Below are 20952 nucleotides of genomic sequence, written 5' to 3' on the forward strand. Positions count from 1 at the left end.
AATTAATTAGGAGATTAATATATGCGACATCGCGTCACTCGTCAAATTGAATGCAATGGCAAGGATTCCAGCAGATGACCCTGCGGCGAAAAAATCGCCGCGTGGCACGGCCGCCATCAAGGCGGGCAAGGTGCCGAAGCGCGCTGTGAAAGCCGCGTCGGAAGACTCGACACGTGCCGCAACCGCCGCGCCCGCCCGCCGCCCTGGCAGGCCGACGGGCGCCGCACGAGGAACGGAGCAACGCAGCCGTCTGCTCGACGCCGCGCTGACGCTGTTCGCGCGGCAGGGCATCGTCGACACCACGCTCGGCGAGATCGCCCGCGAGGCGGGATTCACTCCGGCGATGATGCATTACTACTTCAAGACGCGCGAACAATTGCTCGACGTACTGGTCGAGGAGCGCTTCGGGCCGTTGCGCGCGGAACTCGGCATGCCGTTTCAGGAGAATTCCGACGATCCCGTTGCCGCGATCACGCAGCTCACGCAGCGGCTCGTGCTGGTGGCGAGCGAGCATCCGTGGTTTCCGTCGCTGTGGGTGCGCGAAGTGATCAGCGATGGCGGCCTGCTGCGCCAGCGCATTCATGAGCGCTTCGGCAACGCGCATCAGAAGGCGTCGCTCGCGGCCATCGCGCGCTGGCAGAAAGAAGGGCGTCTTAACGCGGGACTGGAGCCCGCCTTGGTGTTCGTCTCGCTGATGGGGTTGACGCTTCTGCCGCTAGCCACGGTGAAGTTGTGGCGCAACGACCCTTTGCGACGCAACATCGGCGGCGAAGAGATCGCGCGGCATGCGGTCGCGTTGCTGCTTCACGGGATAGGTCCGAAGAAAGCGGGCTGACGCCCGGCGCGTTTTGAAATGCGAGCAGACAGGCCTACGCAGACCTGTCAGACAACGCTGCGGCGACCCCGCAGCCGCAACGTGCCACGACCGACCCACGCGACTCGCTGCGTCAGGCTCGACGTTTCTTTTTCCATTCTTCAAAGGCCGCCTTGGTCGTTTCGTTTGGCGGATAGGTGCCCGGCAACGCCGCGCCCTCGCGAATCCGCTCCGTGAGAAACGTTTCAAACTGCTCCTGCGCGGCGGCGGCTGGCGCGATCTCCGCGGCCATCTTGCGTGGAATCACGACCACGCCGTCCGCATCGCCGACGATCACATCGCCGGGAAACACGGCGACGCCGCCGCAGCCGATCGGCACATTGATGTCCACCGCATGATGGCGAATCAGATTCGGCGGCGCGCTCGCGTCCGCGCAGAACACCGGCATGCCGAGCGCGGCGATCGTCGCGCTGTCGCGCACCGGGCCGTCGGACACCATGCCCGCCACGCCGCGCACCTGCAAACGTAGCGAAAGAATCGAACCGAACGACGCGCTGCCGCGCTCGCCGCGGCAATCCTGCACGAGTACGTAACCGGCCGGAATCGTTTCGACGCATTTGCGCTGTGCGTACTCGGGGTCGGCGAACAGTTCGAGCACGTCAATGTCCTCGCGCGACGGAATGTTGCGCAGCGTGAACGCCGGCCCGACCAGATTCGCGCCGCTGTGCGACGCGAGCGGCGCGACTCCTTGCATGAATGTATTGCGCAATCCGCGCTTGAACAACTGTGTGGTCAGTGTGGCAGTGCTGACATGGCGGAGTGCGTCGAGCGTCGCGGAGTCGAGATCGGACATGGTGTGGGGTGGCCTCGGTCAAGGAACTGGGTAGTCGGCAAACGCATGCTGCATGGCGCGGCACCGGAGACGGCGAAGGCGCCGACGCGGCCTTCGCGCTCACGATGATAGCGCCGCGGCTCCCCGCACGGCCGGCCTGCGCGAACATCGCGTGAGCGTGACGACCGCGGCGAGTGGGCAGTGCCAATGTACGCTCGACGCGGACGCGGCACGCCACGTGCTACCAGGGAGGTGGATGTGAGCGCCGTGCGAGTCGAACAGCCTCGCCGGCGCCGCAAAAAATGCGGATTTCGGAAAAGACGTCTGGCGGAAAGAGCCGTGCAAATGGGAGTTGCACGCGCCGCTGAGGCGAATCGGGTGTCGGCATCGGTCTGTCAGCGCCAAGGCCGACAGCCGTTATTTCATCGGCGTGCAGTTTTGGCGCGTTACTGTGGGCGGGCCGCGCCTAGGCCATGACCTACAATCTTGGCCCTGTTTGCAACTCGTTGCATGAATTCGAGTCGGAACCATGAATAGCACTTTCGCAGCCGCGCAAACCGGCGGCAAGCAACAGAACGAAACATTGGCCACGTCTGACGGCCTAACCGGTTTTTTAGAGCAACAACAGAAAATGAACGGAGCATTGAGACTCGATCAGGCCACGATCGTGCTCGTAGAAGACGACCCGGATAGCCGGGAATCGCTGACCTTGTTACTCGAAGCAGAAGGCGCCATAGTCTGCGCCGTAGCGGATGCGGAGGAAGGTGTCGAAGCGGCGCTGAGGCTGTCACCCGACGCTGTCGTCTGCGATCTCGACCTGCCGGCCATGGATGGCTTCTATCTGATCCAGCGGCTGCGCGACCACGAAATTCGCAGCGATCACTCGCCGTCGGTCGCGGTGGCGCTCACCGGTCACACTGACGACGCCTACCGCTTGCGCAGTATCGGCGAAGGCTTTCAGCATTTCATGACCAAGCCTGCGTTGCCGGAGGAACTGGTGACGCTGCTGCGCGACGCGATCGACGCCCGCGCGGCGGGTTGATCTGCCGGGTGGTCAAGCTCTGTAGTTGCTTCGCAACCCGTATGTTGCGCAGCAGGCAGGCCGCGAGTTCGCATGCAACCTTGCGAGGTTGAAGCGCCGGAACCAAGGCGTTTGCGCGACCAAGCAGCGCATCGCGCGGCCCGTGAAGCGGGCCGCCGGGCACGCCGTTATTTCGCGACGGCGACGGGCATCGAGGCGCCCGCGCCCGACGCTTCGGCTGCCTGACAGGCGGCGCACAATCCCTTCAATTCGATTTCATCGCTCGCGAGCCGATAACCCGCGTCCTGGATCTGCGCGACCAGCGCCTGGCGCAGCTTCGGCTGATGCAACTCGGTCACGCTGCCGCATTGCTGGCAGACCACGAGGATGCCGTGCTGGCACTGCGTCAGATCATGGCAGACGGTGAACGCGTTGATCGATTCGATCCGATGCACGAGCCCGGCAGACAGCAGAAAATCCAGTGCCCGGTACACCGTGGGCGGCGCCGAGCCGGGATGAATCTGGCGCATCTCGTCTAGCAGCGAATAGGCTTTGGTGGCGCGCCCCGAGTTCAACAACAGTTCAAGCACCTTGCGGCGAATCGGCGTGAGTTTTTCGCCCCGTTCGCGGCAATATTGATCCGCGAGCGTCAGCGCGGCTTCCTGCGAATGGGCGTGCGCCGGCTCATGAGCATGAGCGGAGTGGGCGGGGGCGGCCTGGTCGGCGGTTGCGGCGGGCTTGGCGGTCTTCATGCGTCGATTATAAAGGCCCGCGGGGCTCGCCGTAGGCGGCGTGCCTCACCGGGGTGTCGGGGCAAGACATTGGCGCGAGTGCTGACACCGGCTGCTGGGCGCAGGCGCGGCCTGCGAGCGCCGGTACAGCGTGGCAAGCGTGATAGGCGCAACGGGCCGGATAAGCAGGACAAGCGCCCGTCCACCAGCTCAAGTCAACGGAAAGTCGACGTACTTCTTGAAACCCGAGCGGGTCGCAATGCGCGAATACCAGCGCTCCAGATTCGGCAGCGGCGAGCGCTCCACGCCGTCCAGGCCGAACCAGCGTTTCGCGTAGGCGCCGATCACGATATCGGCCAGCGTGAACTTCTCGCCTTCGAGAAAAAAGCGCCCCTGCAGATGCGTGTCCAGCATGCGCCACAGCAGGCTGACCGCGTTGATATCGGCGGCGAGTCGGGCGGTATCCCGTTGTGCCTGCGGCGTGCGCACGAGGGTCCAGAACACCGGCCGCTCGGCGGGCTGCAAGGTCGAGAGCGACCAGTCGAGCCAGCGGTCGATACTCGCGCGCTGTTTCGGCTCGGACGGATAGAGCAGGCTCGCCTCGCCGTATTGCAGCACGAGGTAGCGCAGGATGGAGTTGGATTCCCACAGCACGAAGTCGTCGTCGACCAGGGTCGGCACTTTGCCCGTGGGATTCATCGCGAGATAGTCTGGCTCGTTGTTACGGCCGAATGCCAGGCCGGCGTCGATGCGTTCGTACGGCAGCACCAGTTCGTCGCAACACCACAAGACTTTTTGGACGTTGACCGAATTGGCCCGTCCCCAGATCGTAATCATCCGGTCAATCCTTTTTCTTACAGTTGGCAAGCCGCGCGGTCCGCGGCGTTCAAGCCCCAACGATACACGATGCGTGCGGATTGCGCGCCGCGCAGAGCCGCTGACGAAGCCGCCGGCGCGTTGCCCGTTGCGTACAATGACCGCACCTGACTACGACGAGGCACCGCATGGCCCGCATTGTCCCCGACGACTGGAAGAGCCTCGCCGCCACCGGCGCAGCGGCCCGCGAACGCGAAACGCTCGCATTGCTGGAGGAGGCGCTGCCCGCCGACTATACGGTCTATCACGGCGTCCACTGGACGCGTCTGAACCAGAATTTCTCGGTGTTCGGCGAGGCCGACTTCGTGATCGTCAGCCCGGCCGGGCGCGTGATGATCGTCGAACAGAAAACGGGCTTCCTGCGTGAAACGCCGAAGGGGCTCGTCAAGGTCTATCTGCAAACCGAGCGCAATGTAGCGATCGCGCTCGCGCATACCATCGAAGGTTTGCACCGGCGCTTCACCGCGGCGTTCGGGGCGGGCACCTACTTCGTCGAGGAACTGCTGTACTGCCCCGATCACATCGTCAAGGATGCGGCGATTGCCGGGGTGAATCCGGCGCGCATCGTCGACGCGACGCGTAAGGATCGGCTCGCGGCGGTGATCCGCGAAGCGTTGCCGGCCGACGAGCCGCGCCTTGCGTGCGCATCGAAGATCCATCACTTTCTCGCCGACGAACTCGCGCTCACGCCGGACGCGAGCGCGCTGGTCGGCCAGGCTGGCACGCTCGTCACGCGTCTCGCGGGCGGGCTCGCGACGTGGGCGCGGCGGCTCGAATTCTCGCCGTTCCGGCTGCGCGTGATCGGCACGGCCGGCTCGGGCAAGACGCAACTCGCGGTGCAGGTGATGAAGGACGCCGTGGCGCTCGGCCAGCGGCCTTTATACGTGTGCTTCAACCGGCCGCTGGCGGACCACATCGGGCGGGTGGCGCCACCCGAGGCGAAGGTCGCGAACTATCACCAGTTGTGCGACTGGATCGCGCGCGACGCGGGCCGCGAACCGGATTTCCAGTCCGGCCAGGTGTTCGAGCAACTGGAGACGATGTTCGCCGATACGCCGATCGCGCCGCGCTGGCAATTCGACGTACTGATCGTCGACGAAGGGCAGGACTTTCAGCAACCCTGGGTCGCCGCGCTCGAGCGGATGTTGCGTCCCGGCGCCGCGTGGTGGTGGCTCGAAGATCCGCTGCAGAATCTGTATATGCGCGAGCCGGTCGCGTTACCCGGTTGGACCACACTGAAGGAAACCACCAACTATCGCAGCCCGCGCGACATTCTCGACTATGTGCGCGACGTGGTCGGCGCGTCGGTGCCGCTCGCCGCGGCGCTGGCCTCGGGCAGTCCGTTCGACGGCTCCGATATTTCGCTCTCCGTCTACGACGACGCGCACGCGGAGGCCGGCATCGAGGCCACCAAGCGCGCGATCACGCAGGCGTTGTCGCTGGGATTTCGCAAGCAGGACATCGTGGTGCTGTCGTTCCGCGGCCGCGAAGGCTCGGCGATGACCGCGCTGGATCATCTCGGCCCGCATCGGCTACGCAGTTTCACCGGCAAGTACGATCTGTTCGGCAACCCGGAGTATCGCGAAGGTGACGTGCTGTTCGAGTCGATCTATCGCTTCAAGGGGCAGGCGGCGCCGTGCGTGATTTTCACCGAGGTCGACTTCGAGATCTTCGACGAGCGTATCGCGCGCAAGCTGTTTGTCGGCGCCACGCGCGCGACGATGAAGCTGATCGTCGTCGCGTCGCAGCGGGCCGCGCGTCATCTGCGGCTGCGCGATGGGAAGGAGAGCCGGGAGGTTAGGGAGGGTTAGCGGCCGGGCGGCGCGCTTCGTGCGCCGCGCCACCGTTTAATCAACTCCACGCACGCGCGCCCACCAGCATGCCGGTGCGCGAGAGCGCATCCCACCAGATCACGCGCAACAGCGGTGCTTGCTGGGCGATCAGCAGCGCCTGCACCGGATCGCTCTCGACGAAATGCGTGACGCCGCCGCGCAACGCCGCGCCGGCCTTGTGGGCAGCCGCGCCGGCGGGACTTTCGTCGTGCGCGCCGGGGCTGCGCATCACCAGTTGCATATGACCGAAGCCGTGCCGCGCGAGCCACGCCTCGGTGCGCGCGCGATCCATCTCGGGACGGCCCGTGATGATCGTGCGAACCCGTTGCAGATCGATGCCGGGCAGCACCTCGAACGGCAGCAGCGCATCGCGCTCGACGAGCGCGGCGGCGAGGTCGTCGTCATAGCGGGCGAGCGGCACGTCGGGCAGCAGAATGCCGTCGAGGTCGATCGCGTACGTCGTGTACTCGTGATCGTCGGCCATCGCCGGCGCGGCGCCGGCTTCGACGCGCTGCCAGTCCTCGCGATAACGCTCGGTGTAAGCCTGACGCTCCCAAGGGAACAACGCAAAGTAGCCGCGCGCGTCGATCGCGTAGTCGGGTTGCGTGCGGCTCAGGTCGTCCACCGCGCCGGTCAGCGTTCTGACGTCGAGCCCCTGCTCGCGCAGGAATGCGATGCAATCGGTGAGCGTGAAGCCCCGTCCCGCGATGTCTTCGCACAGCAGCACTTTCGCGCCCGCGGGCGGCATCGGCAGCGTCGAATCCCACGCGACTAGGCGCGACTGGCGGTCGTAGCGCAGGAACGCCACCGGTGTGCCGACCGCATGTGACACCATCAGCGCGAGGGGCGCGCCGCCGCGCAGAATGCCGATCGCCATCGTGAAGCGTTCCGCGAGCAGCGCAGGCTGCAGCGATTCGATCCAGTGATCGAGTTGTTCGTACGTCAGAGGCAAAACCGGCTTGTTCATAACTCTCGTGGCGTCGCGGCGCGTAGGGCGAGTGTCTGCGGGACGCGCGGCTCGCCGCAGTGGCGCGTCCTCGTTTTGTGAGGCAAAGAATTTTGACGATATTATGCATGCGGTTCAAAGATCGCACCTCAGGGTGACGACGCATCGTCGGCGTGGATATCGCCAGAGCGAGGCTGGGCCGGACGAAGAATGGGCAGGGGCGGCGACGGATCGCGTCGGCATAGCGTCGCGCCGCCCGCAAGCAAAAGACAACAGATAAGAACGCAGGTGACCAACCGTGATTGCAAAGCTGCAAAAAAATAGAAGCGCGCCCGGGCGCGCGCGCTGGGCGACAGGCCTGATCTTCGCGCTTGCCGCATGGGCGGCGCAGGCCCAGACGGCGGCGCCGTTGGTGCTCGACGTGCAGGGCAAGATCGGCAAGACCACCGATGCGTCACACCACACCTATCATTTCACCGAGGCCCAACTGCTCGCACTGCCGGTCCATTCGATCACGACCTCGACCACGTGGACGCCGCGCTCGACCTTCACAGGACCGCTGCTCGCGGATATTCTGAAAACCGTCGGAGCGTATGGCACCCAGCTCGAGTTCCATACGTTCGACGACTACACGTATACCGTGCCGGTGTCGGATGGCAATCGCTATGGCGTCGTGGTTGCGTACAGCATGAACGGCCAGCGTCTGAAGATCAGCGACTTCGGGCCGCTGTTCCTTATCTATCCGCGCGATGCTTACCCCACTGAAATCACGGGCGCGTTGGGCGATTCGAAATTCGTATGGCAGATCAAGGCCCTCATCGTCAAATAGTGCGCCGTTCGTGGCGCCGTGTTCTCTACGTGCTGATCTGGCTGACCGCGCTCGCTGCGCCGGTCGGCGCGATCGGCTATCTGCTGTACGCGAATCTGCTGAACCCGCGCGCCACCGGGCAGTTGATCGGCACCTACGACGGTTTCTACTGGGACGCCGCGCAGTTGCAGATCGCGTACGCGCGCTTCGAGAACCAGTTGCTGCTCTACCAGTCGGGCGACGACGACGACTATGAGCGGCTGATGCTGCGTTTCCAGTTGCTGCAATCGAAGCTGCACGTGATGGCCGGCTCGACGCGCCGGCTGAGCTCGCAACTCGCGTTGCTGCAACGGCAGCTCGACGAAATCCAGTCGCTCGATCGTTTGCTCGGCGACATTGAACCCGCGGTAGAAGCGTTGCCGCAGGACCGCAAGCGCGCCAATGGGATCGTTGCGCAGATGCGCGAGCACTGGAACCAGGTCAACGATCTCGCGCTGAGCCGGCGGTTCGCCGACGTCGCCGATCGCGAGGCGCTGAACCGCGACTTCATCGACAAGCGGCGCATGCTGTTCGCGGGCGGCCTGCTGCTGCTGTTGCTGTCGGCGGCGGCGACGCTGTTGCTGGTGCTCAATGGCCGGCGCCGCGCCCGGCTGATGCAGCAGCAGCATGCGGCGCTCGCAGCCGAACACCAGGCGAGCCGCACGGCGCGCGAGGCGAGTCTCGCGAAGGACGCGTTTCTCGGCATGATCAGCCACGAACTGCGCACGCCGTTGCATGCGATCGTGTCGTCGATCGAATTGCTGGGGTTCAACTATCACTCCGAGGCCGACCGCAAGGTGATCCAGCGGCTCGAAACCGCGGCGCGTCATCTGGAAGCGCAGATGAAGGACCTGACCGACTACGCGCGCCTCGGCGCCGGCAAGCTCGAGTTGCGTCACGAGCATTTCGAGCCGCGCGAACTGCTGGCGTCGATCATCGACGAGCACACGATGTCGGCCGCCGCGCGCGGTCTGAAGCTCGAAAGCGAGGCGAACGGGATGAGCGGTCTGGTCGATTCCGACCCGCACCGGATTCGCCAGATCGTCAACAACCTCGTCACCAACGCGATCCGCTACACCGAGACCGGCACAGTGCGCGTGCAGTTGCGGCAGCAGCCGGGCGTGCTGATCTTCGTGGTCAGCGATACCGGGCCGGGTGTGTCGCAGGCGCAGATTCCACTGATCTTCCAGGAGTTCACGCAACTGGACGCGTCGCGCACGCGCCGCTTCGAAGGCGCGGGCATGGGGCTGACCATCGTGCAGGGGCTGGTGAAACTGTTCGGCGGCACGGTCGACGTGGCGAGCACGGTCGGCGAGGGCACGAGTTTCACCGTGACGATTCCGACCACCTCGGTCGCGGCCGCCGCGCCGGCCGTGGCCGCGCAGACGCCGTCGGGCGACGCGCGGCCGTGCGTGCTGATCGTCGATGACAACCGGCTGATTCGCGAGTCGCTCAGCGAAATGGTCGTGCATATGAATTTCGACGCGCATGCGCTCGCCAATGCCGACGACGCGCTTGCCTGGCTCGGCACCCACCGCTGCGACGTGGTGCTGCTCGACCTGCATATGCCGGAGCGCGACGGGTACACCTTTCTCGCGGACTTCGCGCGACGCGGCGGGCCGTCGTCGGAGGCGCCGGTGATCGTGGTCAGCGCGTATGCGCCGGAGGCGGGGGACGGGCGTGGCGCGCAGCCGTTCTTCGAGGCGTTGTTAAAGCCGGTCCATTACGAGGATTTGCGCCGCGCGTTGCAGCGGGCGTTGGCTGCGCGGCATGCAGTGTGACGGGCGGGATACGGCACATGATGTGCCGGTGCGTGGCGCGGCAGCGAAAGCGGGGCATCAAGCTGAGCGCACTCCTTCAGCCGCCAGACGGCACGGTTTTCGCCCGCTTGCGTGCCGTTGTTATGGACGGTTCAGCCGCTTGGACAGGTCGGCGACGAGAATCGCCATGCGCGCGGGCTTTTCGTAGCACGCGACGTCGTAATCGCGGATGACCTGGCTGATCTCCGATTCGCTGGCCTTGCCGGTCAGCAATTCGCCCGTCAGCACGAAGACCGGCGCGTCCGGATTTTCCGACGCGCGCACCGCGCGGATCGCGGCCGCCGAGGTTTGCGCGCCGAACAGCCAGTCGATCACGACTCCGTCGAACACCTGGGTTTGCAATTGTTCGGCGAAGGCCGTGAGTCCGTAGATCGCCACCGCCGCGAACCCGCTGCGCTCGAGATAGTCGCGCAGATTGTCGGCGCTGGCCTGATCGTCGTCGACCACGGCGATGGTCGGCTTGTCGGTCTCGGCGCGGCGCGGATAGATCTCGATCTTGTGGACCTCGTACGCGCTTTGGTAGAGCGTGCCGTCGTGGCGCGCGACGCGCCATTGGCCGAGCTTCGAATACGCAACGAATTCCGGGCGGCTGCCCGGTTCGAGCGCGGCGCCGACCCACGCGGTGCACGCCAGTTCGATCGCGCCGATGCAGAACACGGCTTCCTGGGCGATCGCGCCGACCATGCCCGGATCGAGCGATTGCGCGCCGAACAACTGTGCGGCGGGTTCGCCGAACACTTCGGCGACTTTCTTGATCTGCGCCAGGGTCCACGGGCTGTTGCCGCGCAGCTTGCGATGTCCCTGGGAAAAACTCAGATCGAGGATGCGGCAAAGCTCCGTGGTCTGCTGGCGCTTGCCGATGCCATGCCGGCTCATCAACTCGCGCACGCGCTCGGCGACTGCGATGGAGTCAGGTGAGTGTGTTTCGTTGGTCATACTGCGTAAGAATCCGCCGTCTTAAAGAGTACTGGGTGCGATACGACAGGCGCAGTGCGACCCTGCACATTCGGTGCGCATTGACCGGCTATGTGGGGGATCGCAATGTACCGTAAAAATTTGTCGCGATTCGTGTTTTGTAAGACCACCGTCGAACTCGGCAGTGCGACGGCTAAATCGGCATTCGGGCAATTTTTATCTATTCGGCATAAATGTATTTTACCGGGGAAACAGTGCCGTATCGCAGAAAATGCATGGGAGTAGGTGTCGGCGCGCGGGATGGGCGGCGGCGTTGCGCCGCGGGATCGGTCGAGCGCCGGAGCGGCGCGCCAACAGGGAAGGCCGTCGCCCCCCTACGCCGCCGGCATTTTTTCAAGCTTCGCCGCGGAGTCTTTCAGTCCTTTGAAAATCCGCTCGGCGACCTTGCCAGGAAAGCGCTCGGGCAATTCCGCCGACACCCGCGCGATCACCTCGGGCGTCTGCGCGATCAGCCGCTGGATCAGCGGCTCGGCGTCCGCGCCGTGAGAGCATCTGAGCGCCATCGTGTTGAAGTGGCGTCGTTGCACGTCGCGAAACGCATCGTGTTTGCTGCGCGACCACATCCCCATCGCGAGTCTCGCCTTGAACCATGACCACTGGTTCGGGCCGTTGCCTTCCACCGGCCAGATCGACATCACGTCGTAAAGCGGCGTCATGCGGAACTGGCCACCCGCCAGCAGGCGGATGCTGAAGTTTTTCGCGTGGCCGTCGGGCGCCGCGAGCATCCAGAACAGAATCTGGCTCGCCAGCAAGGTTTCGATGTCCTGCCGCGCTTGCACCGATTGCTGCAGAATCCGCGCGAGATCGAGCATGCCGGGGCCGCCTTCGTTTTCGTATTTGCGATGCGACGGCACGCCGTACACCTGGCAGAAGTCTTCCTGGGGCAGACGCAGCAGCCATTGCCCGCTCGAATGTAGTTGCCGGTCGAATCGCTCGACGCTCAGAACCCGCTGCTTGCCGAACGTCATGATCTCCGCGTTCGCGACCGGCAGGCCGTAGGCGCGCAGAATCCGCAGGCACAGCCACTCGTTTTCCACCGAGGTGCTGAGATCAGCGAGCTTGTTGCCGACGAGGCCGAGCGGCAGTTTGAAAATATGCGTGGTAGGGGTGGCGCCGTGCGGGCGCTGCCATTTGCCGTCGTGCCATAGCAGCGCGGTTTTTTCCTGCGCGCCGGCGAGCGAGATGCGGAAGTCGTCGGTGTCGTCGGGCGCGCCGGGCGCCGGATTGCCGACCGTCCGCGCCAGCATGGCCTCGATTTCGCCGTCCGTGAGCGGCGTGCCCTCGATGCGCTCGACGCCGGTCGGCACGTCATCTTCGGCGAGCAACTGGACGGCGCCCACACAGTCGCGGCCGATGGCTTGCAACAGGTCGAACGCATCGAGCGTTTCGGTCTGGTAGCGTTGGGCGATGCGCTTTCTGATCGCGTCGCTGTCGGGCAGCAGATTGTCGAAGTAGTTGAGAACCCGATGCCCTTTTTGCGCCATGTTGCCCGGCGTGAATGGCAGCGACAGCGACAACGGCCGGCCGGCGGGCGACGCGGCCCACGCGGGATCGTAGGCGAACTCCATGGGGCCGCGCGCGGGCAGGCGCCAGACACCGACGCGCTCGCCGTTGGCCCAGACCGACAGCGCCCGTGAATGCGTTTGCCGGGCCATGGTCACCACTCGACGATCGGCGCCTGCTCGGGCACTGGCTGGCTCTTGTCGCGCAGCTGCAATTGCAGGCCGTAGACGCCGCAAAGCGCGAGCAATTGTGTGAGCGTCAGTGCGCCAGCATCGGTTTCCAGCGCCGAAATACGGCTCTGGCTGATGCCGAGCCGCGCGGCGGCCTCAGCCTGGGTGAGGCCGGCTTGCCGCCGGCTGGCGGCGAGCAACTGGCCCATCTGATCCGGCGTGGCGATGAGGTGGAGCATACCGATTATCTGTGAGACGGATAAATGCAATTTATGCGTCCAACGAATATTTGTCAAATATTCGCCTGGCGAATATTTTTCGAATATCTGTTAAACGAATAATTTGCAAATATCTGTGAGACGAATAAATGGTGCTGCATCGCGCTGAGTGTCCGGCTCACCGCGCTTGCGCCCAAGCTTCTGCGTACGCCACACCCGCGACGGCGCGACGGCATTGCGGACACTGCGTCTGCCTGCGAAGATGACGCCCACACTTAAAACCCGCCTGCCCGATGACCACGACTTACCCGCTGCACTCGAACTTCACCTCTGCCGACCAACCGTTCCCGAGCCATGCCGACGTGGTGATCGCGGGCGCCGGCATCATGGGCTGCGCGGCTGCCTACTATCTGGCGCAGCGCGGCTTGTCGGTGGTGGTGCTCGACAAATCGCGGATCGCCGGGCAGCAATCGTCGCGCGCATGGGGTTTCGTGCGCCAGCAGGGCCGCGAAGCCGCCGAAGTGCCGCTGATGATGGCGAGCATCCCGCTGTGGAAAGAACTCGAACGAGAGCTGAATTTCGATCTGGAATGGCGGCAAGGCGGCTGCCTTTATGTTGCGTCGGATGAAGAGGATTGGGCTTCGTTCCAGCAATGGATGGATGTGGCGCGTCAGTACGGACTCGACACGCGCACGCTCGATCGCAGGCAGATCGACACGGTCGTGACCGGCATGCACGGCCCCGCGCTCGGCGGCCTCTATACGCCGAGCGACGGCCAGGCCGAACCGCGCCGCGCCGCAGCCGCCTTCGCGGCGCGGGCCGCCGAAGCCGGCGCGCTGTTTTTCGAAGGCTGCGGCGTGCTCGGCGTCGAACGCGCGGGCGGCGCGATTGCCGGCGTGGTCACGGAGCGCGGCACGGTGCGCACCTCGCGGTTCATCTGCGTGGCGGGCGCGAGCAGCTGGCGGCTGCTCGACACGCTCGGCCTCGAATTGCCTCAACAGGCGGTGCGCGGCACCTGCATGCGCACCAACCCCCTGCCGCGCATCACTGCATCCACGTTCTGGGGGCACGGCCTCGGCGTGCGCCAGCGCGCGAACGGCGCGATCAATCTGGCCGACGACATGCAGGTCGATGTCGACATGACGCTCGGCCATTTCCGCGCGCTCAAGTGGTTTTTGCCCGAATTGTGGAAGCAGCGCGCGAAGTTCAGCTTCCATCTGAACGGCGCCTGTCTGCGCGATCTGCGCGAGCGCCTGCCGGGCGGTGTGCCGCAGAGCGAGCGCGTGCTGCATCCGCGCGATCCGCTGCCGCCGCCGAACGTCGGCCACGCGCCTCGCGCGTTGAAAAAACTGCGCGCGTTGTTCCCGGCGCTGAGAGACGCGCAGGTGGTCGAGTCGTGGGCCGGTCTGATCGACGTGCTGCCCGACGGCATTCCGGTGATCGATGCACCGTCGCAGGCGCCGGGCCTGACGATCGCCACCGGTTTTTGCGGGCACGGCTTCGCGATGGGGCCGATCGTCGGCAAGCTGCTCGCCGAGATGAACGACGGCGGCGCGGCCTCGCTCGATCTTTCGGCGTTCCGATTGCAACGTTTCTTCGACGGCACGATGCAGCGCCCCCGCAGCATGCTGTAAACGCCCGCAACCTTGCACCCGACCCATGAGTGAACACGAACCGACTCTGCGCCACGCCAACGTGCCGTACTACACGCAATGGGGCAGCCCCGAGTGGGTTGCGCACATCGTCGAACAGCGGGGCGACCCGTGCGACGATCCGCATTGGCAGCGCAGCGGTTTCGCCGATCCGCAGCGCTACCGTTTCTGGGCCAAACGCCTGTGCGGGCTGGCGTGCCTCGAATCCGCGCTCGACTACTGGCGTATCGGGCACGCGCCGCGCGCCGCGCTGCTCGACGACGCCTTGCGGCATGGCGTGTACCGCGTGCGCGACGACGGCGGCGTCGACGGGCTGATCTACCGGCCGTTTGCCGGGTGGGCAGGCGACGCATTCGGCATTCAGGTCGAGGTGCTGCCGCAGGCGCCGCTCGAGGAGATCGCCGCGCGAATGAACGCCGATACGCTGGCGATCGTTTCCGTGAGCCCCGAGATCCGCTATCCCGACCGGCCGAATCAGCGACGGGGCGGTCATCTGATCCTGCTGCACGGACGCGATCGCGGCGGCGTATGGTTCCACAACCCTTCCGGTATCGCGCCGTATCAGGCCGATGTGTATCTGCCGTTCGAGACGATGAAGCGGTTCTATGCCGGGCGCGGGATGACGCTTGGCCGGGCCGCGCGTTAGGGGCGCCTGGTGAGGGCGGATGTCAGTCGCCCGCGTTGAGTGGCCGGCTGGTCGTCCGGCGGCCCATGCAACTCGCGAGCCGCCTCGCGCCGTGATCGGGCCCGTTTTCTGCTGGCGATTCTCCGACCTTTGCGAGATCGGAGCTGCCCATGAAACGAACCTACTGCCTGCTTGTCGCCAGCCTTGTCGCCTTGGGCGCGGTCACCTCGGCGAATGCCGCAAGTCGCGACGAACAGACCAAAGCCTGCCGTGGCGACGCGATGCATTTCTGCGCAGCCCATATTCCCAATGAAGACAAGATCACCGCCTGCATGAAGCAGCACATCGATGAACTCAGCCCGGCGTGTCGCGCGATGTTCAAGGGCGGCAAGAAAGCCGAGGATAAGAGCGCGTCGCAGTGACGGTCGAAGGATCTCGCGGGTTGGACGTCCTGCGAAGGGCTTAGCGCGCTGGCTTTGATGTGGGCTGGAGGGTGGTGTCGAGCGCGGCATGTCCATAGCGTGTTCGAGATGCGGTTGCCGCGTGCGCTGCGTCCGCTCGCCGTGCTTCGTCTCGGACCGAGCGCGTCCCTCTGCATCGCCTTATCGCCAAACTCAATACCCACTCGAACGCGAGGCTGCGGGCATTTTCGGCGTGACTGGTCAATGTCGCCACGGTCGGTTACGGTGACGTCTTGCCGTCATGGCGCGAACGCGTCCGCTAGCTGACGACTCGTCCATGCATCCCGCCCGAAACCGGCCTCAACCCTTCACCAAGGATTGGAACGACTGCTCATGACCCGCCCGACCACGCAGATTTTCGATGCCGCCGCAACCGCGCGGCTGATTCCGTATGCGGCGCTCGTCGATGCGCTCAGGCGCGCGAGCATCGACTACGCGCAGCAGCGCATTGCGAGTCCCGAGCGGCTCGTGGTGCCGCTCAACGCGGGCGGCATCATGCTGTCGATGCCGGCCACTGCGCCCGATCTCGCGATCCACAAGCTGGTCAACGTGTGCGCGAGCAACGGGCCGCGCAATCTGCCGACGATCCACGGCCAGGTCATGGCCTTCGACGCCGACACCGGTGAAACGCTGTTCGTCCTCGACGGCCCGACCGTGACCGGCCGCCGTACCGCGGCGATGTCGATGCTGGGCGTCGAGACCTTCGCCACGAGCGCGCCGCGCGAATTCCTGCTGATCGGCACGGGCACGCAGGCGCTCAACCACCTGCAGGCGATCGGCGAGTTGTTTCCCGACGCGCGGGTGTTGGTGAAGGGCAGTGCGCCCGCGCGAGCCGAAGCGTTTTGCGCCGCGCATCGTGGCAGCGCGCATGACCTGCAGCCGCTCACCGGCGCGGCGATTCCCGAGTCGGTCGAGGTGGTGATCGCACTGACCACCAGCAAGCAGCCGGTCTATGACGAAGCGGCGCGTGCCGGGCGGCTCGTGATCGGGGTCGGCGCGTTCACGCCGGAAATGGTTGAGATCGGTGCGCGCACCATCGCTGCCAGCGCGCTTTTCGTCGACGATCCGGCCGGCGCGAAACACGAGGCCGGGGACTTCATCCAGGCCGACGTGGATTGGGCGACCGTCGGCGGGATCGCCGCGGTGCTGGAGCGGGCGGTGCGGGTGTCACCGGACAAGCCGGTGGTTTTCAAAAGCGTCGGCTGCGCGGCGTGGGATCTGGCGGCGTGCCGGGTCGCACGCGAGGCGTTATCAGGCGGCTGAAGCGTCGGAGAAACGGCTGGATCGAAAAGCGAAGCTCTTACGCCGGGCGTGCAGAGCAGGGGTGAGAGCTTCCTCGCGAGTGAGCCTTGTACGAAGGCCCCCCAGGAGGACTTGCGCACGATGCACGCAGCCGAATTGGCGGAAAGGGCGCGCGGCCAGACCCCGCAAGAAAACCTCGCGCGAACAGCACACAACGAAAACCGCACGAAAGGCTTCCGCAATCAACCTGCCTCCCACCCGCACAAAAACCATAGAAAACAGTCCTCTGCCACCTCGGGTTGGCATCTTGCGCCAACGTGGGGCAGATGTTGCCGTGCAAACAATCCCAAAAAGTTGCACCATAGGCGTTTGCTGGAAAAAAGCGCCGGTTCGCCGGCGCGGGCGTCTCGCCCACGCTTTTCCGCCCCTTGACCGACGCCTCCTCCATCACGACGCTGCGACCGCGCTATGACGACCCAACACGCTTCAGCCACACCCGACCTGCCGCTCGACATGATCATCTTCGGCGGCACCGGCGACCTGTCGTTTCGCAAGCTGCTGCCCGCGCTGTACATGGCGCATCTGCACTGCAATCTGCCGCCGGATACCCGCATTCTCACGATCGGCCGCAAGCCCTGGTCGCGTGACGAGTACATCAACGAATTTATGGAGCTGAAGGCCAAGCCCTTCATCGAAAAGAAGGCGTTCGACGCCGCCGCCTGGGACAAATTCCTCGCGCTGTTCGAGTACGTGCGGATGGACGTCGATTCAGCCGAGGACTATCAGCGTCTGAAGGAAGCGTCGCGCGAGGGCGTGCGCCGCGTGTTCTATCTCGCGACGTCGCCGGATCTGTTCGTGCATATCTGCGATCACCTGTCGTCGGCGGGGCTCGTCGACGACAATTCGCGCGTGGTGCTCGAAAAGCCGCTCGGCCACGATCTGGCGTCCGCGCAGGAGATCAACACGGCGGTCGGCAAGCATTTCAGCGAAGCGCAGATCTACCGGATCGACCACTACCTCGGCAAGGAAACCGTGCAGAACCTGATGGTGCTGCGCTTCGGCAATGCGATCTTCGGGCCGCTGTGGCAGGCGCCGTACATCAAGAGCGTGCAGATCACGGTCGCGGAGACGGTCGGCGTGGGCAGCCGCGCGGGCTTTTATGACAAGACCGGCGCGCTGCGCGACATGGTGCAGAACCACCTGCTGCAACTGCTGTGCATCGTCGCGATGGAGCCGCCGGTGTCGCTCGACCCGGACGCGGTCCGCGACGAAAAACTCAAGGTGCTGCGCTCGCTGCGTCCGATGACGCCCGAGGACATCGCTCGCGATACCGTGCGCGGCCAGTACACCGCGGGCGCGGTGGACGGCGAGGCGGTCAAGGGCTATCAGGAAGAAGACAACGTGCCGGCGGGCAGCCGCGCCGAAACGTTCGTCGCGCTGCGCGCGCATATCAACAACTGGCGCTGGGCCAACGTGCCGTTTTTCCTGCGCACTGGCAAGCGGATGCAGAAAAAGGTATCGGAGATCGTCATCGAGTTCTCCGAACTGCCGTTCTCGATCATTCCGAGCGGTGGACGCAACTACGGCAACCGTCTCGTCATCCAGTTGCAGCCGGAAGAGTCGATCCAGTTGCAGATGCTCGCGAAGGAGCCGGGTAGCGGCATGCACATGCTGCCGGTGAATCTGAATCTGGATTTGCAGCAGGCCTTCACCGAGCGTCGCGCGGAAGCGTACGAGCGTTTGCTGATCGACGTAATCCGCGGGCGCCTCACGCACTTCATGCGGCGCGACGAACTCGAGGCCGCCTGGGCGTGGGCCGAGCCGATTCTGGCTGGCTGGGCCAAGTCGGGCGACAAACCGCGCGGTTATACGGCGGGCACGTTCGGGCCGGCGGCATCGACAGCGCTGATGGCGCGTGAGAATGCCGTGTGGGCGGAAGAGTCGCAGTAAATCGACGCTTGCAGGAAGGCGGGCGCTGCAACGTTCTTTGAAGCGTCGTTGTAGCGCGTGTGTGTGGTTCAGGGGCTGCCGGGTCCGGGTAAAGGCCCTGCATGTTCGGATTCATCGCCGCAGGCTCGCCAGCGGTTAATCCCATCAGGCAGTACGCGTCGCCGTTCTGGCGGCGCATCTCTTATGTCAGGCTCGCGCATGAGTGAATGCGCCAACGCGCGTCAAAAGCCGCGACCGGTTTTGCCGTGCCGCGGCTCGGTACTCAATCATTAGTCATCCGTATCAGTCGATCTGCATGCGCTGCACGAGAAAATCGAGCAAGGCACGCACACGTGCTGGCAAGTGGCCGCCCTGGCCGAGATAGAGCACGTTGACCGGTTCCGTGTCGCCGGGATTGAATGCATCGAGCAGCACGACAAGGCGGCCCGCCGCCACGTCGTCGCGCACCTGAAACGAGGCGAGCCGCGCGAGCCCCACGCCGGCCACCGCCAGTTGACGCAGCGTCTCGCCGTCGCTGACGAGCGCATTGCCTTCGACGGGTACATCGATGCTGCGGCCGTCTTCGTCAAGTAGCGGCCAGCCGTTGGCCGCTCTCGCGAAACCGAAGCCGAGCCGGTTGTGCGCGTGCAGATCCGCAGGCGTGCCTGGCGTTCCGTGACGCGCGAGATACGCGGGCGCGCCGACGATCACCATGCCGGCGTCGCCGAGTTTGCGAGCGACCAGTTGCGAATCCTTGAGCGGGCCGCTGCGAATCGCGACGTCGGTACGTTGCTCCAGCAAATCGACCACCTGATCGGTCAGCACGATGTCGAGCGTGATGTCGGGATGCGCATCGAGAAACGCGGGCGCGAGCGGCAGCAGATAGTGCCGCCCGAGCGGCACGTTCGCATGCACACGCAGACGGCCACGCGGCGTCGCGCCGAGAGCCGCGCCGCGCTCGGTTTCGTCGAGCTCCGCCAGCACGCGCACGCCGCGTTCATAGAACACACAGCCTTCGGGCGTGAGTTGCAGATTGCGCGTGGACCGATTGAGAAGCCGCGCGCCGAGCCGGGCTTCGAGCCGTGCCACCAGTTTGCTGACGGCCGAGGGCGTCATCCCCAACGCGCGCGCGGCCGCCGAAAAGCCGCCTAGTTCGACCGACCGCACGAACACTTCGAGTTCGCCGGAGCGGTTCACGTCCAAACGTGCCATCGTGAGTTGAATTCACAGGTGATGTGCCAGCGGGCAGTCTACCGAAAGCGCGGTGGCGCCGATATCTTTCATTGACCGGACGGCATGCACGACGCGCGCCGTCGCAATGAACGAAACGATCAGGGGCGTCGCAATGAACGCAACGAAGAAAGTGGCTTTGGTGGTGGGCGCGCAAGGTGTGATCGGGCGCAATCTGGTCGAGCATCTCGCCACGCTCGACGATTGGGAGGCGATCGGCCTCGCGCGTCGCGGCGGCGAGACGAGCCCGCAGGTGCGATACATCGCGGTCGATCTGCTCGATCCGGCCGACGCGCGCGCAAAACTGCGCGGCCTCGATCACGTCACGCACGTGTTCTACGCGGCCTATCAGGACCGCCCGAGCTGGGCCGAACTGGTGCCGCCGAATCTCGCGATGCTGGTCAACACGCTCGATGCGATCGAGCCGGTCGCGACGGGTTTGCAGCATGTGAGCCTGATGCAGGGCTATAAGGTGTACGGCGGCCATCTCGGTCCCTTCAAGACGCCGGCGCGCGAAGACGACGCGCACTTCATGCCTCCCGAGTTCATGTTCGATCAGCAGCGCTTTCTCGAATCGCGCCAGGCGGACAAGCGTTGGCACTGGTCGGCGATTCGTCCGGCGGTGGTGGGCGGATTCGCGCTCGGCAATCCGATGAATCTGGCGGTGGCGATCGCCGTGTATGCATCGATGTCGAAAGAACTCGGCGTGCCGTTGCGCTTTCCCGGCAAACCGGGCGCCTACGACAAGCTACTCGAAATGACCGACGCAGGGCTGCTCGCGCGCGCGACCGTGTGGGCCGCGACCGAGCCGCGCGCCGCGAATCAGGCGTTCAACATCGGCAATGGCGACCTGTTCCGCTGGAACGACATGTGGCCGAAGATCGCCCGCTATTTTGAACTCGACGTGGCGCCGCCGCTGCCGCTGTCACTGGATACGGTCATGGCCGACAAGGCGCCGTTGTGGACTGCGATGACGCACAAGCACGGCTTGCATCCCGTTGCCTATCAGGACGTATCGTCATGGCGGTTTGCCGACTTCGTTTTCTCGTGGGATTACGACATGTTCGGTGACGGTTCGAAAGCACGGCGTTTCGGCTTTCACGAATTCGTCGAGACGGAAGCGATGTTGTTTGGCCTCTTCGACGATCTGCGCCGCCGCAAGCTGATTCCATGAGCAATTCAATAAGCATGACGATTTGATTTCATCCGCTTTACGTCTATGATGGGC

General features: G+C 64.9%; 19 protein-coding genes. 11 read left to right on the plus strand and 8 right to left on the minus strand.

Features of this window, described 5'->3' with window-relative positions:
- Window positions 1-55: 55 nt before the first annotated feature.
- A complete protein-coding gene (locus HV770_RS22815; protein WP_175163214.1) occupies window positions 56-835 on the plus strand; it encodes a TetR/AcrR family transcriptional regulator in 780 nt (259 codons plus the stop codon).
- A gap of 112 nt (window positions 836-947) precedes the next feature.
- Here the strand turns inward: HV770_RS22815 and HV770_RS22820 are convergent, their stop codons facing one another.
- Entirely contained in the window at window positions 948-1667 is a 720-nt protein-coding gene (locus tag HV770_RS22820) for a ribonuclease activity regulator RraA (protein ID WP_175163216.1), read from the minus strand.
- 508 nt (window positions 1668-2175) lie between these two features.
- On the opposite strand from HV770_RS22820, the gene HV770_RS22825 reads away from it, so the two are divergent.
- Window positions 2176-2688 (plus strand): response regulator, encoded by a 513-nt coding sequence (locus tag HV770_RS22825; protein WP_121321666.1) that lies wholly within the window; start codon window positions 2176-2178, stop codon window positions 2686-2688.
- A 167-nt stretch (window positions 2689-2855) separates the two neighbouring features.
- Here the strand turns inward: HV770_RS22825 and HV770_RS22830 are convergent, their stop codons facing one another.
- Window positions 2856-3419 carry a Fur family transcriptional regulator gene (locus tag HV770_RS22830; protein ID WP_175163218.1) on the minus strand — a complete coding sequence of 188 codons (564 nt, stop codon included), beginning with the start codon at window positions 3417-3419 and terminating at the stop codon, window positions 2856-2858.
- A gap of 189 nt (window positions 3420-3608) precedes the next feature.
- Entirely contained in the window at window positions 3609-4235 is a 627-nt protein-coding gene (locus HV770_RS22835) for a glutathione S-transferase family protein (protein ID WP_175163220.1), read from the minus strand.
- A 167-nt stretch (window positions 4236-4402) separates the two neighbouring features.
- On the opposite strand from HV770_RS22835, the gene HV770_RS22840 reads away from it, so the two are divergent.
- Window positions 4403-6085 (plus strand): ATP-binding domain-containing protein, encoded by a 1683-nt coding sequence (locus tag HV770_RS22840; RefSeq protein ID WP_175163222.1) that lies wholly within the window; start codon window positions 4403-4405, stop codon window positions 6083-6085.
- Between the two features lie 40 nt (window positions 6086-6125).
- Here HV770_RS22840 and HV770_RS22845 read toward each other — a convergent pair whose 3' ends face one another.
- On the minus strand, window positions 6126-7073 hold the full coding sequence (locus HV770_RS22845) for a phosphoribosyltransferase (protein WP_175163223.1): 948 nt from the start codon (window positions 7071-7073) through the stop codon (window positions 6126-6128).
- Between the two features lie 277 nt (window positions 7074-7350).
- Between HV770_RS22845 and HV770_RS22850 the strand changes: the two genes are divergently transcribed.
- Both HV770_RS22850 and HV770_RS22855 read left to right on the plus strand, forming a co-directional pair.
- On the plus strand, window positions 7351-7881 hold the full coding sequence (locus HV770_RS22850; protein WP_175163225.1) for a putative pterin-binding protein: 531 nt from the start codon (window positions 7351-7353) through the stop codon (window positions 7879-7881).
- Entirely contained in the window at window positions 7851-9680 is a 1830-nt protein-coding gene (locus HV770_RS22855; protein WP_175163228.1) for an ATP-binding response regulator, read from the plus strand. The genes HV770_RS22850 and HV770_RS22855 overlap by 31 nt, the downstream gene beginning before the upstream one ends.
- A gap of 120 nt (window positions 9681-9800) precedes the next feature.
- Here the strand turns inward: HV770_RS22855 and HV770_RS22860 are convergent, their stop codons facing one another.
- The 3 genes from HV770_RS22860 to HV770_RS22870 all read right to left on the minus strand — a co-directional run bounded on the left by HV770_RS22860 (window position 9801) and on the right by HV770_RS22870 (window position 12606).
- Complete coding sequence (locus HV770_RS22860; RefSeq protein ID WP_175163230.1) at window positions 9801-10655, minus strand: helix-turn-helix domain-containing protein; 855 nt, start codon at window positions 10653-10655, stop codon at window positions 9801-9803.
- Window positions 10656-11008: 353 nt separating this feature from the next.
- Entirely contained in the window at window positions 11009-12349 is a 1341-nt protein-coding gene (locus HV770_RS22865; RefSeq protein ID WP_175163232.1) for a type II toxin-antitoxin system HipA family toxin, read from the minus strand.
- A 2-nt stretch (window positions 12350-12351) separates the two neighbouring features.
- Window positions 12352-12606 (minus strand): helix-turn-helix domain-containing protein, encoded by a 255-nt coding sequence (locus HV770_RS22870; RefSeq protein WP_175163235.1) that lies wholly within the window; start codon window positions 12604-12606, stop codon window positions 12352-12354.
- 272 nt (window positions 12607-12878) lie between these two features.
- On the opposite strand from HV770_RS22870, the gene HV770_RS22875 reads away from it, so the two are divergent.
- From HV770_RS22875 to zwf, 5 genes are all read left to right on the plus strand, one after another.
- Entirely contained in the window at window positions 12879-14219 is a 1341-nt protein-coding gene (locus HV770_RS22875) for an NAD(P)/FAD-dependent oxidoreductase (RefSeq protein WP_175163237.1), read from the plus strand.
- A gap of 25 nt (window positions 14220-14244) precedes the next feature.
- A complete protein-coding gene (locus HV770_RS22880; RefSeq protein ID WP_175163238.1) occupies window positions 14245-14883 on the plus strand; it encodes a C39 family peptidase in 639 nt (212 codons plus the stop codon).
- A 149-nt stretch (window positions 14884-15032) separates the two neighbouring features.
- On the plus strand, window positions 15033-15284 hold the full coding sequence (locus tag HV770_RS22885; protein WP_175163240.1) for a hypothetical protein: 252 nt from the start codon (window positions 15033-15035) through the stop codon (window positions 15282-15284).
- 372 nt (window positions 15285-15656) lie between these two features.
- Window positions 15657-16586, plus strand: coding sequence for a bifunctional Delta(1)-pyrroline-2-carboxylate/Delta(1)-piperideine-2-carboxylate reductase (gene lhpI, locus HV770_RS22890; RefSeq protein WP_175163242.1), 930 nt, complete (start codon window positions 15657-15659; stop codon window positions 16584-16586).
- Between the two features lie 447 nt (window positions 16587-17033).
- Window positions 17034-18515 (plus strand): glucose-6-phosphate dehydrogenase, encoded by a 1482-nt coding sequence (gene zwf / locus HV770_RS22895; protein WP_175163244.1) that lies wholly within the window; start codon window positions 17034-17036, stop codon window positions 18513-18515.
- A gap of 282 nt (window positions 18516-18797) precedes the next feature.
- Here the strand turns inward: zwf and HV770_RS22900 are convergent, their stop codons facing one another.
- A complete protein-coding gene (locus HV770_RS22900) occupies window positions 18798-19706 on the minus strand; it encodes a LysR family transcriptional regulator (protein ID WP_175163246.1) in 909 nt (302 codons plus the stop codon).
- A 133-nt stretch (window positions 19707-19839) separates the two neighbouring features.
- On the opposite strand from HV770_RS22900, the gene HV770_RS22905 reads away from it, so the two are divergent.
- Window positions 19840-20898, plus strand: coding sequence for an SDR family oxidoreductase (locus tag HV770_RS22905; RefSeq protein WP_175163247.1), 1059 nt, complete (start codon window positions 19840-19842; stop codon window positions 20896-20898).
- The last annotated feature ends 54 nt before the right edge of the window (window positions 20899-20952 follow it).

The sequence above is a fragment of the Paraburkholderia fynbosensis genome, from assembly GCF_902859935.1.
Taxonomy (GTDB): Bacteria; Pseudomonadota; Gammaproteobacteria; order Burkholderiales; family Burkholderiaceae; genus Paraburkholderia; species Paraburkholderia fynbosensis.

What these genes read in the sequence shown, in the direction of transcription:
- HV770_RS22885 (WP_175163240.1), top strand. Translation starts at nt 15,033, where the DNA reads ATGAAACGAACCTACTGCCTGCTTGTCGCCAGCCTTGTCGCCTTGGGC.
- HV770_RS22830 (WP_175163218.1), bottom strand. Translation starts at nt 3,419, where the DNA reads ATGAAGACCGCCAAGCCCGCCGCAACCGCCGACCAGGCCGCCCCCGCC.
- HV770_RS22880 (WP_175163238.1), top strand. Translation starts at nt 14,245, where the DNA reads ATGAGTGAACACGAACCGACTCTGCGCCACGCCAACGTGCCGTACTAC.
- HV770_RS22900 (WP_175163246.1), bottom strand. Translation starts at nt 19,706, where the DNA reads ATGGCACGTTTGGACGTGAACCGCTCCGGCGAACTCGAAGTGTTCGTG.
- HV770_RS22870 (WP_175163235.1), bottom strand. Translation starts at nt 12,606, where the DNA reads ATGCTCCACCTCATCGCCACGCCGGATCAGATGGGCCAGTTGCTCGCC.
- HV770_RS22820 (WP_175163216.1), bottom strand. Translation starts at nt 1,667, where the DNA reads ATGTCCGATCTCGACTCCGCGACGCTCGACGCACTCCGCCATGTCAGC.
- HV770_RS22875 (WP_175163237.1), top strand. Translation starts at nt 12,879, where the DNA reads ATGACCACGACTTACCCGCTGCACTCGAACTTCACCTCTGCCGACCAA.
- HV770_RS22855 (WP_175163228.1), top strand. Translation starts at nt 7,851, where the DNA reads ATGGCAGATCAAGGCCCTCATCGTCAAATAGTGCGCCGTTCGTGGCGC.
- HV770_RS22815 (WP_175163214.1), top strand. Translation starts at nt 56, where the DNA reads ATGGCAAGGATTCCAGCAGATGACCCTGCGGCGAAAAAATCGCCGCGT.
- HV770_RS22905 (WP_175163247.1), top strand. Translation starts at nt 19,840, where the DNA reads ATGAACGCAACGAAGAAAGTGGCTTTGGTGGTGGGCGCGCAAGGTGTG.
- HV770_RS22835 (WP_175163220.1), bottom strand. Translation starts at nt 4,235, where the DNA reads ATGATTACGATCTGGGGACGGGCCAATTCGGTCAACGTCCAAAAAGTC.
- HV770_RS22825 (WP_121321666.1), top strand. Translation starts at nt 2,176, where the DNA reads ATGAATAGCACTTTCGCAGCCGCGCAAACCGGCGGCAAGCAACAGAAC.
- HV770_RS22840 (WP_175163222.1), top strand. Translation starts at nt 4,403, where the DNA reads ATGGCCCGCATTGTCCCCGACGACTGGAAGAGCCTCGCCGCCACCGGC.
- lhpI (WP_175163242.1), top strand. Translation starts at nt 15,657, where the DNA reads ATGACCCGCCCGACCACGCAGATTTTCGATGCCGCCGCAACCGCGCGG.
- HV770_RS22860 (WP_175163230.1), bottom strand. Translation starts at nt 10,655, where the DNA reads ATGACCAACGAAACACACTCACCTGACTCCATCGCAGTCGCCGAGCGC.
- zwf (WP_175163244.1), top strand. Translation starts at nt 17,034, where the DNA reads ATGACGACCCAACACGCTTCAGCCACACCCGACCTGCCGCTCGACATG.
- HV770_RS22845 (WP_175163223.1), bottom strand. Translation starts at nt 7,073, where the DNA reads ATGAACAAGCCGGTTTTGCCTCTGACGTACGAACAACTCGATCACTGG.
- HV770_RS22865 (WP_175163232.1), bottom strand. Translation starts at nt 12,349, where the DNA reads ATGGCCCGGCAAACGCATTCACGGGCGCTGTCGGTCTGGGCCAACGGC.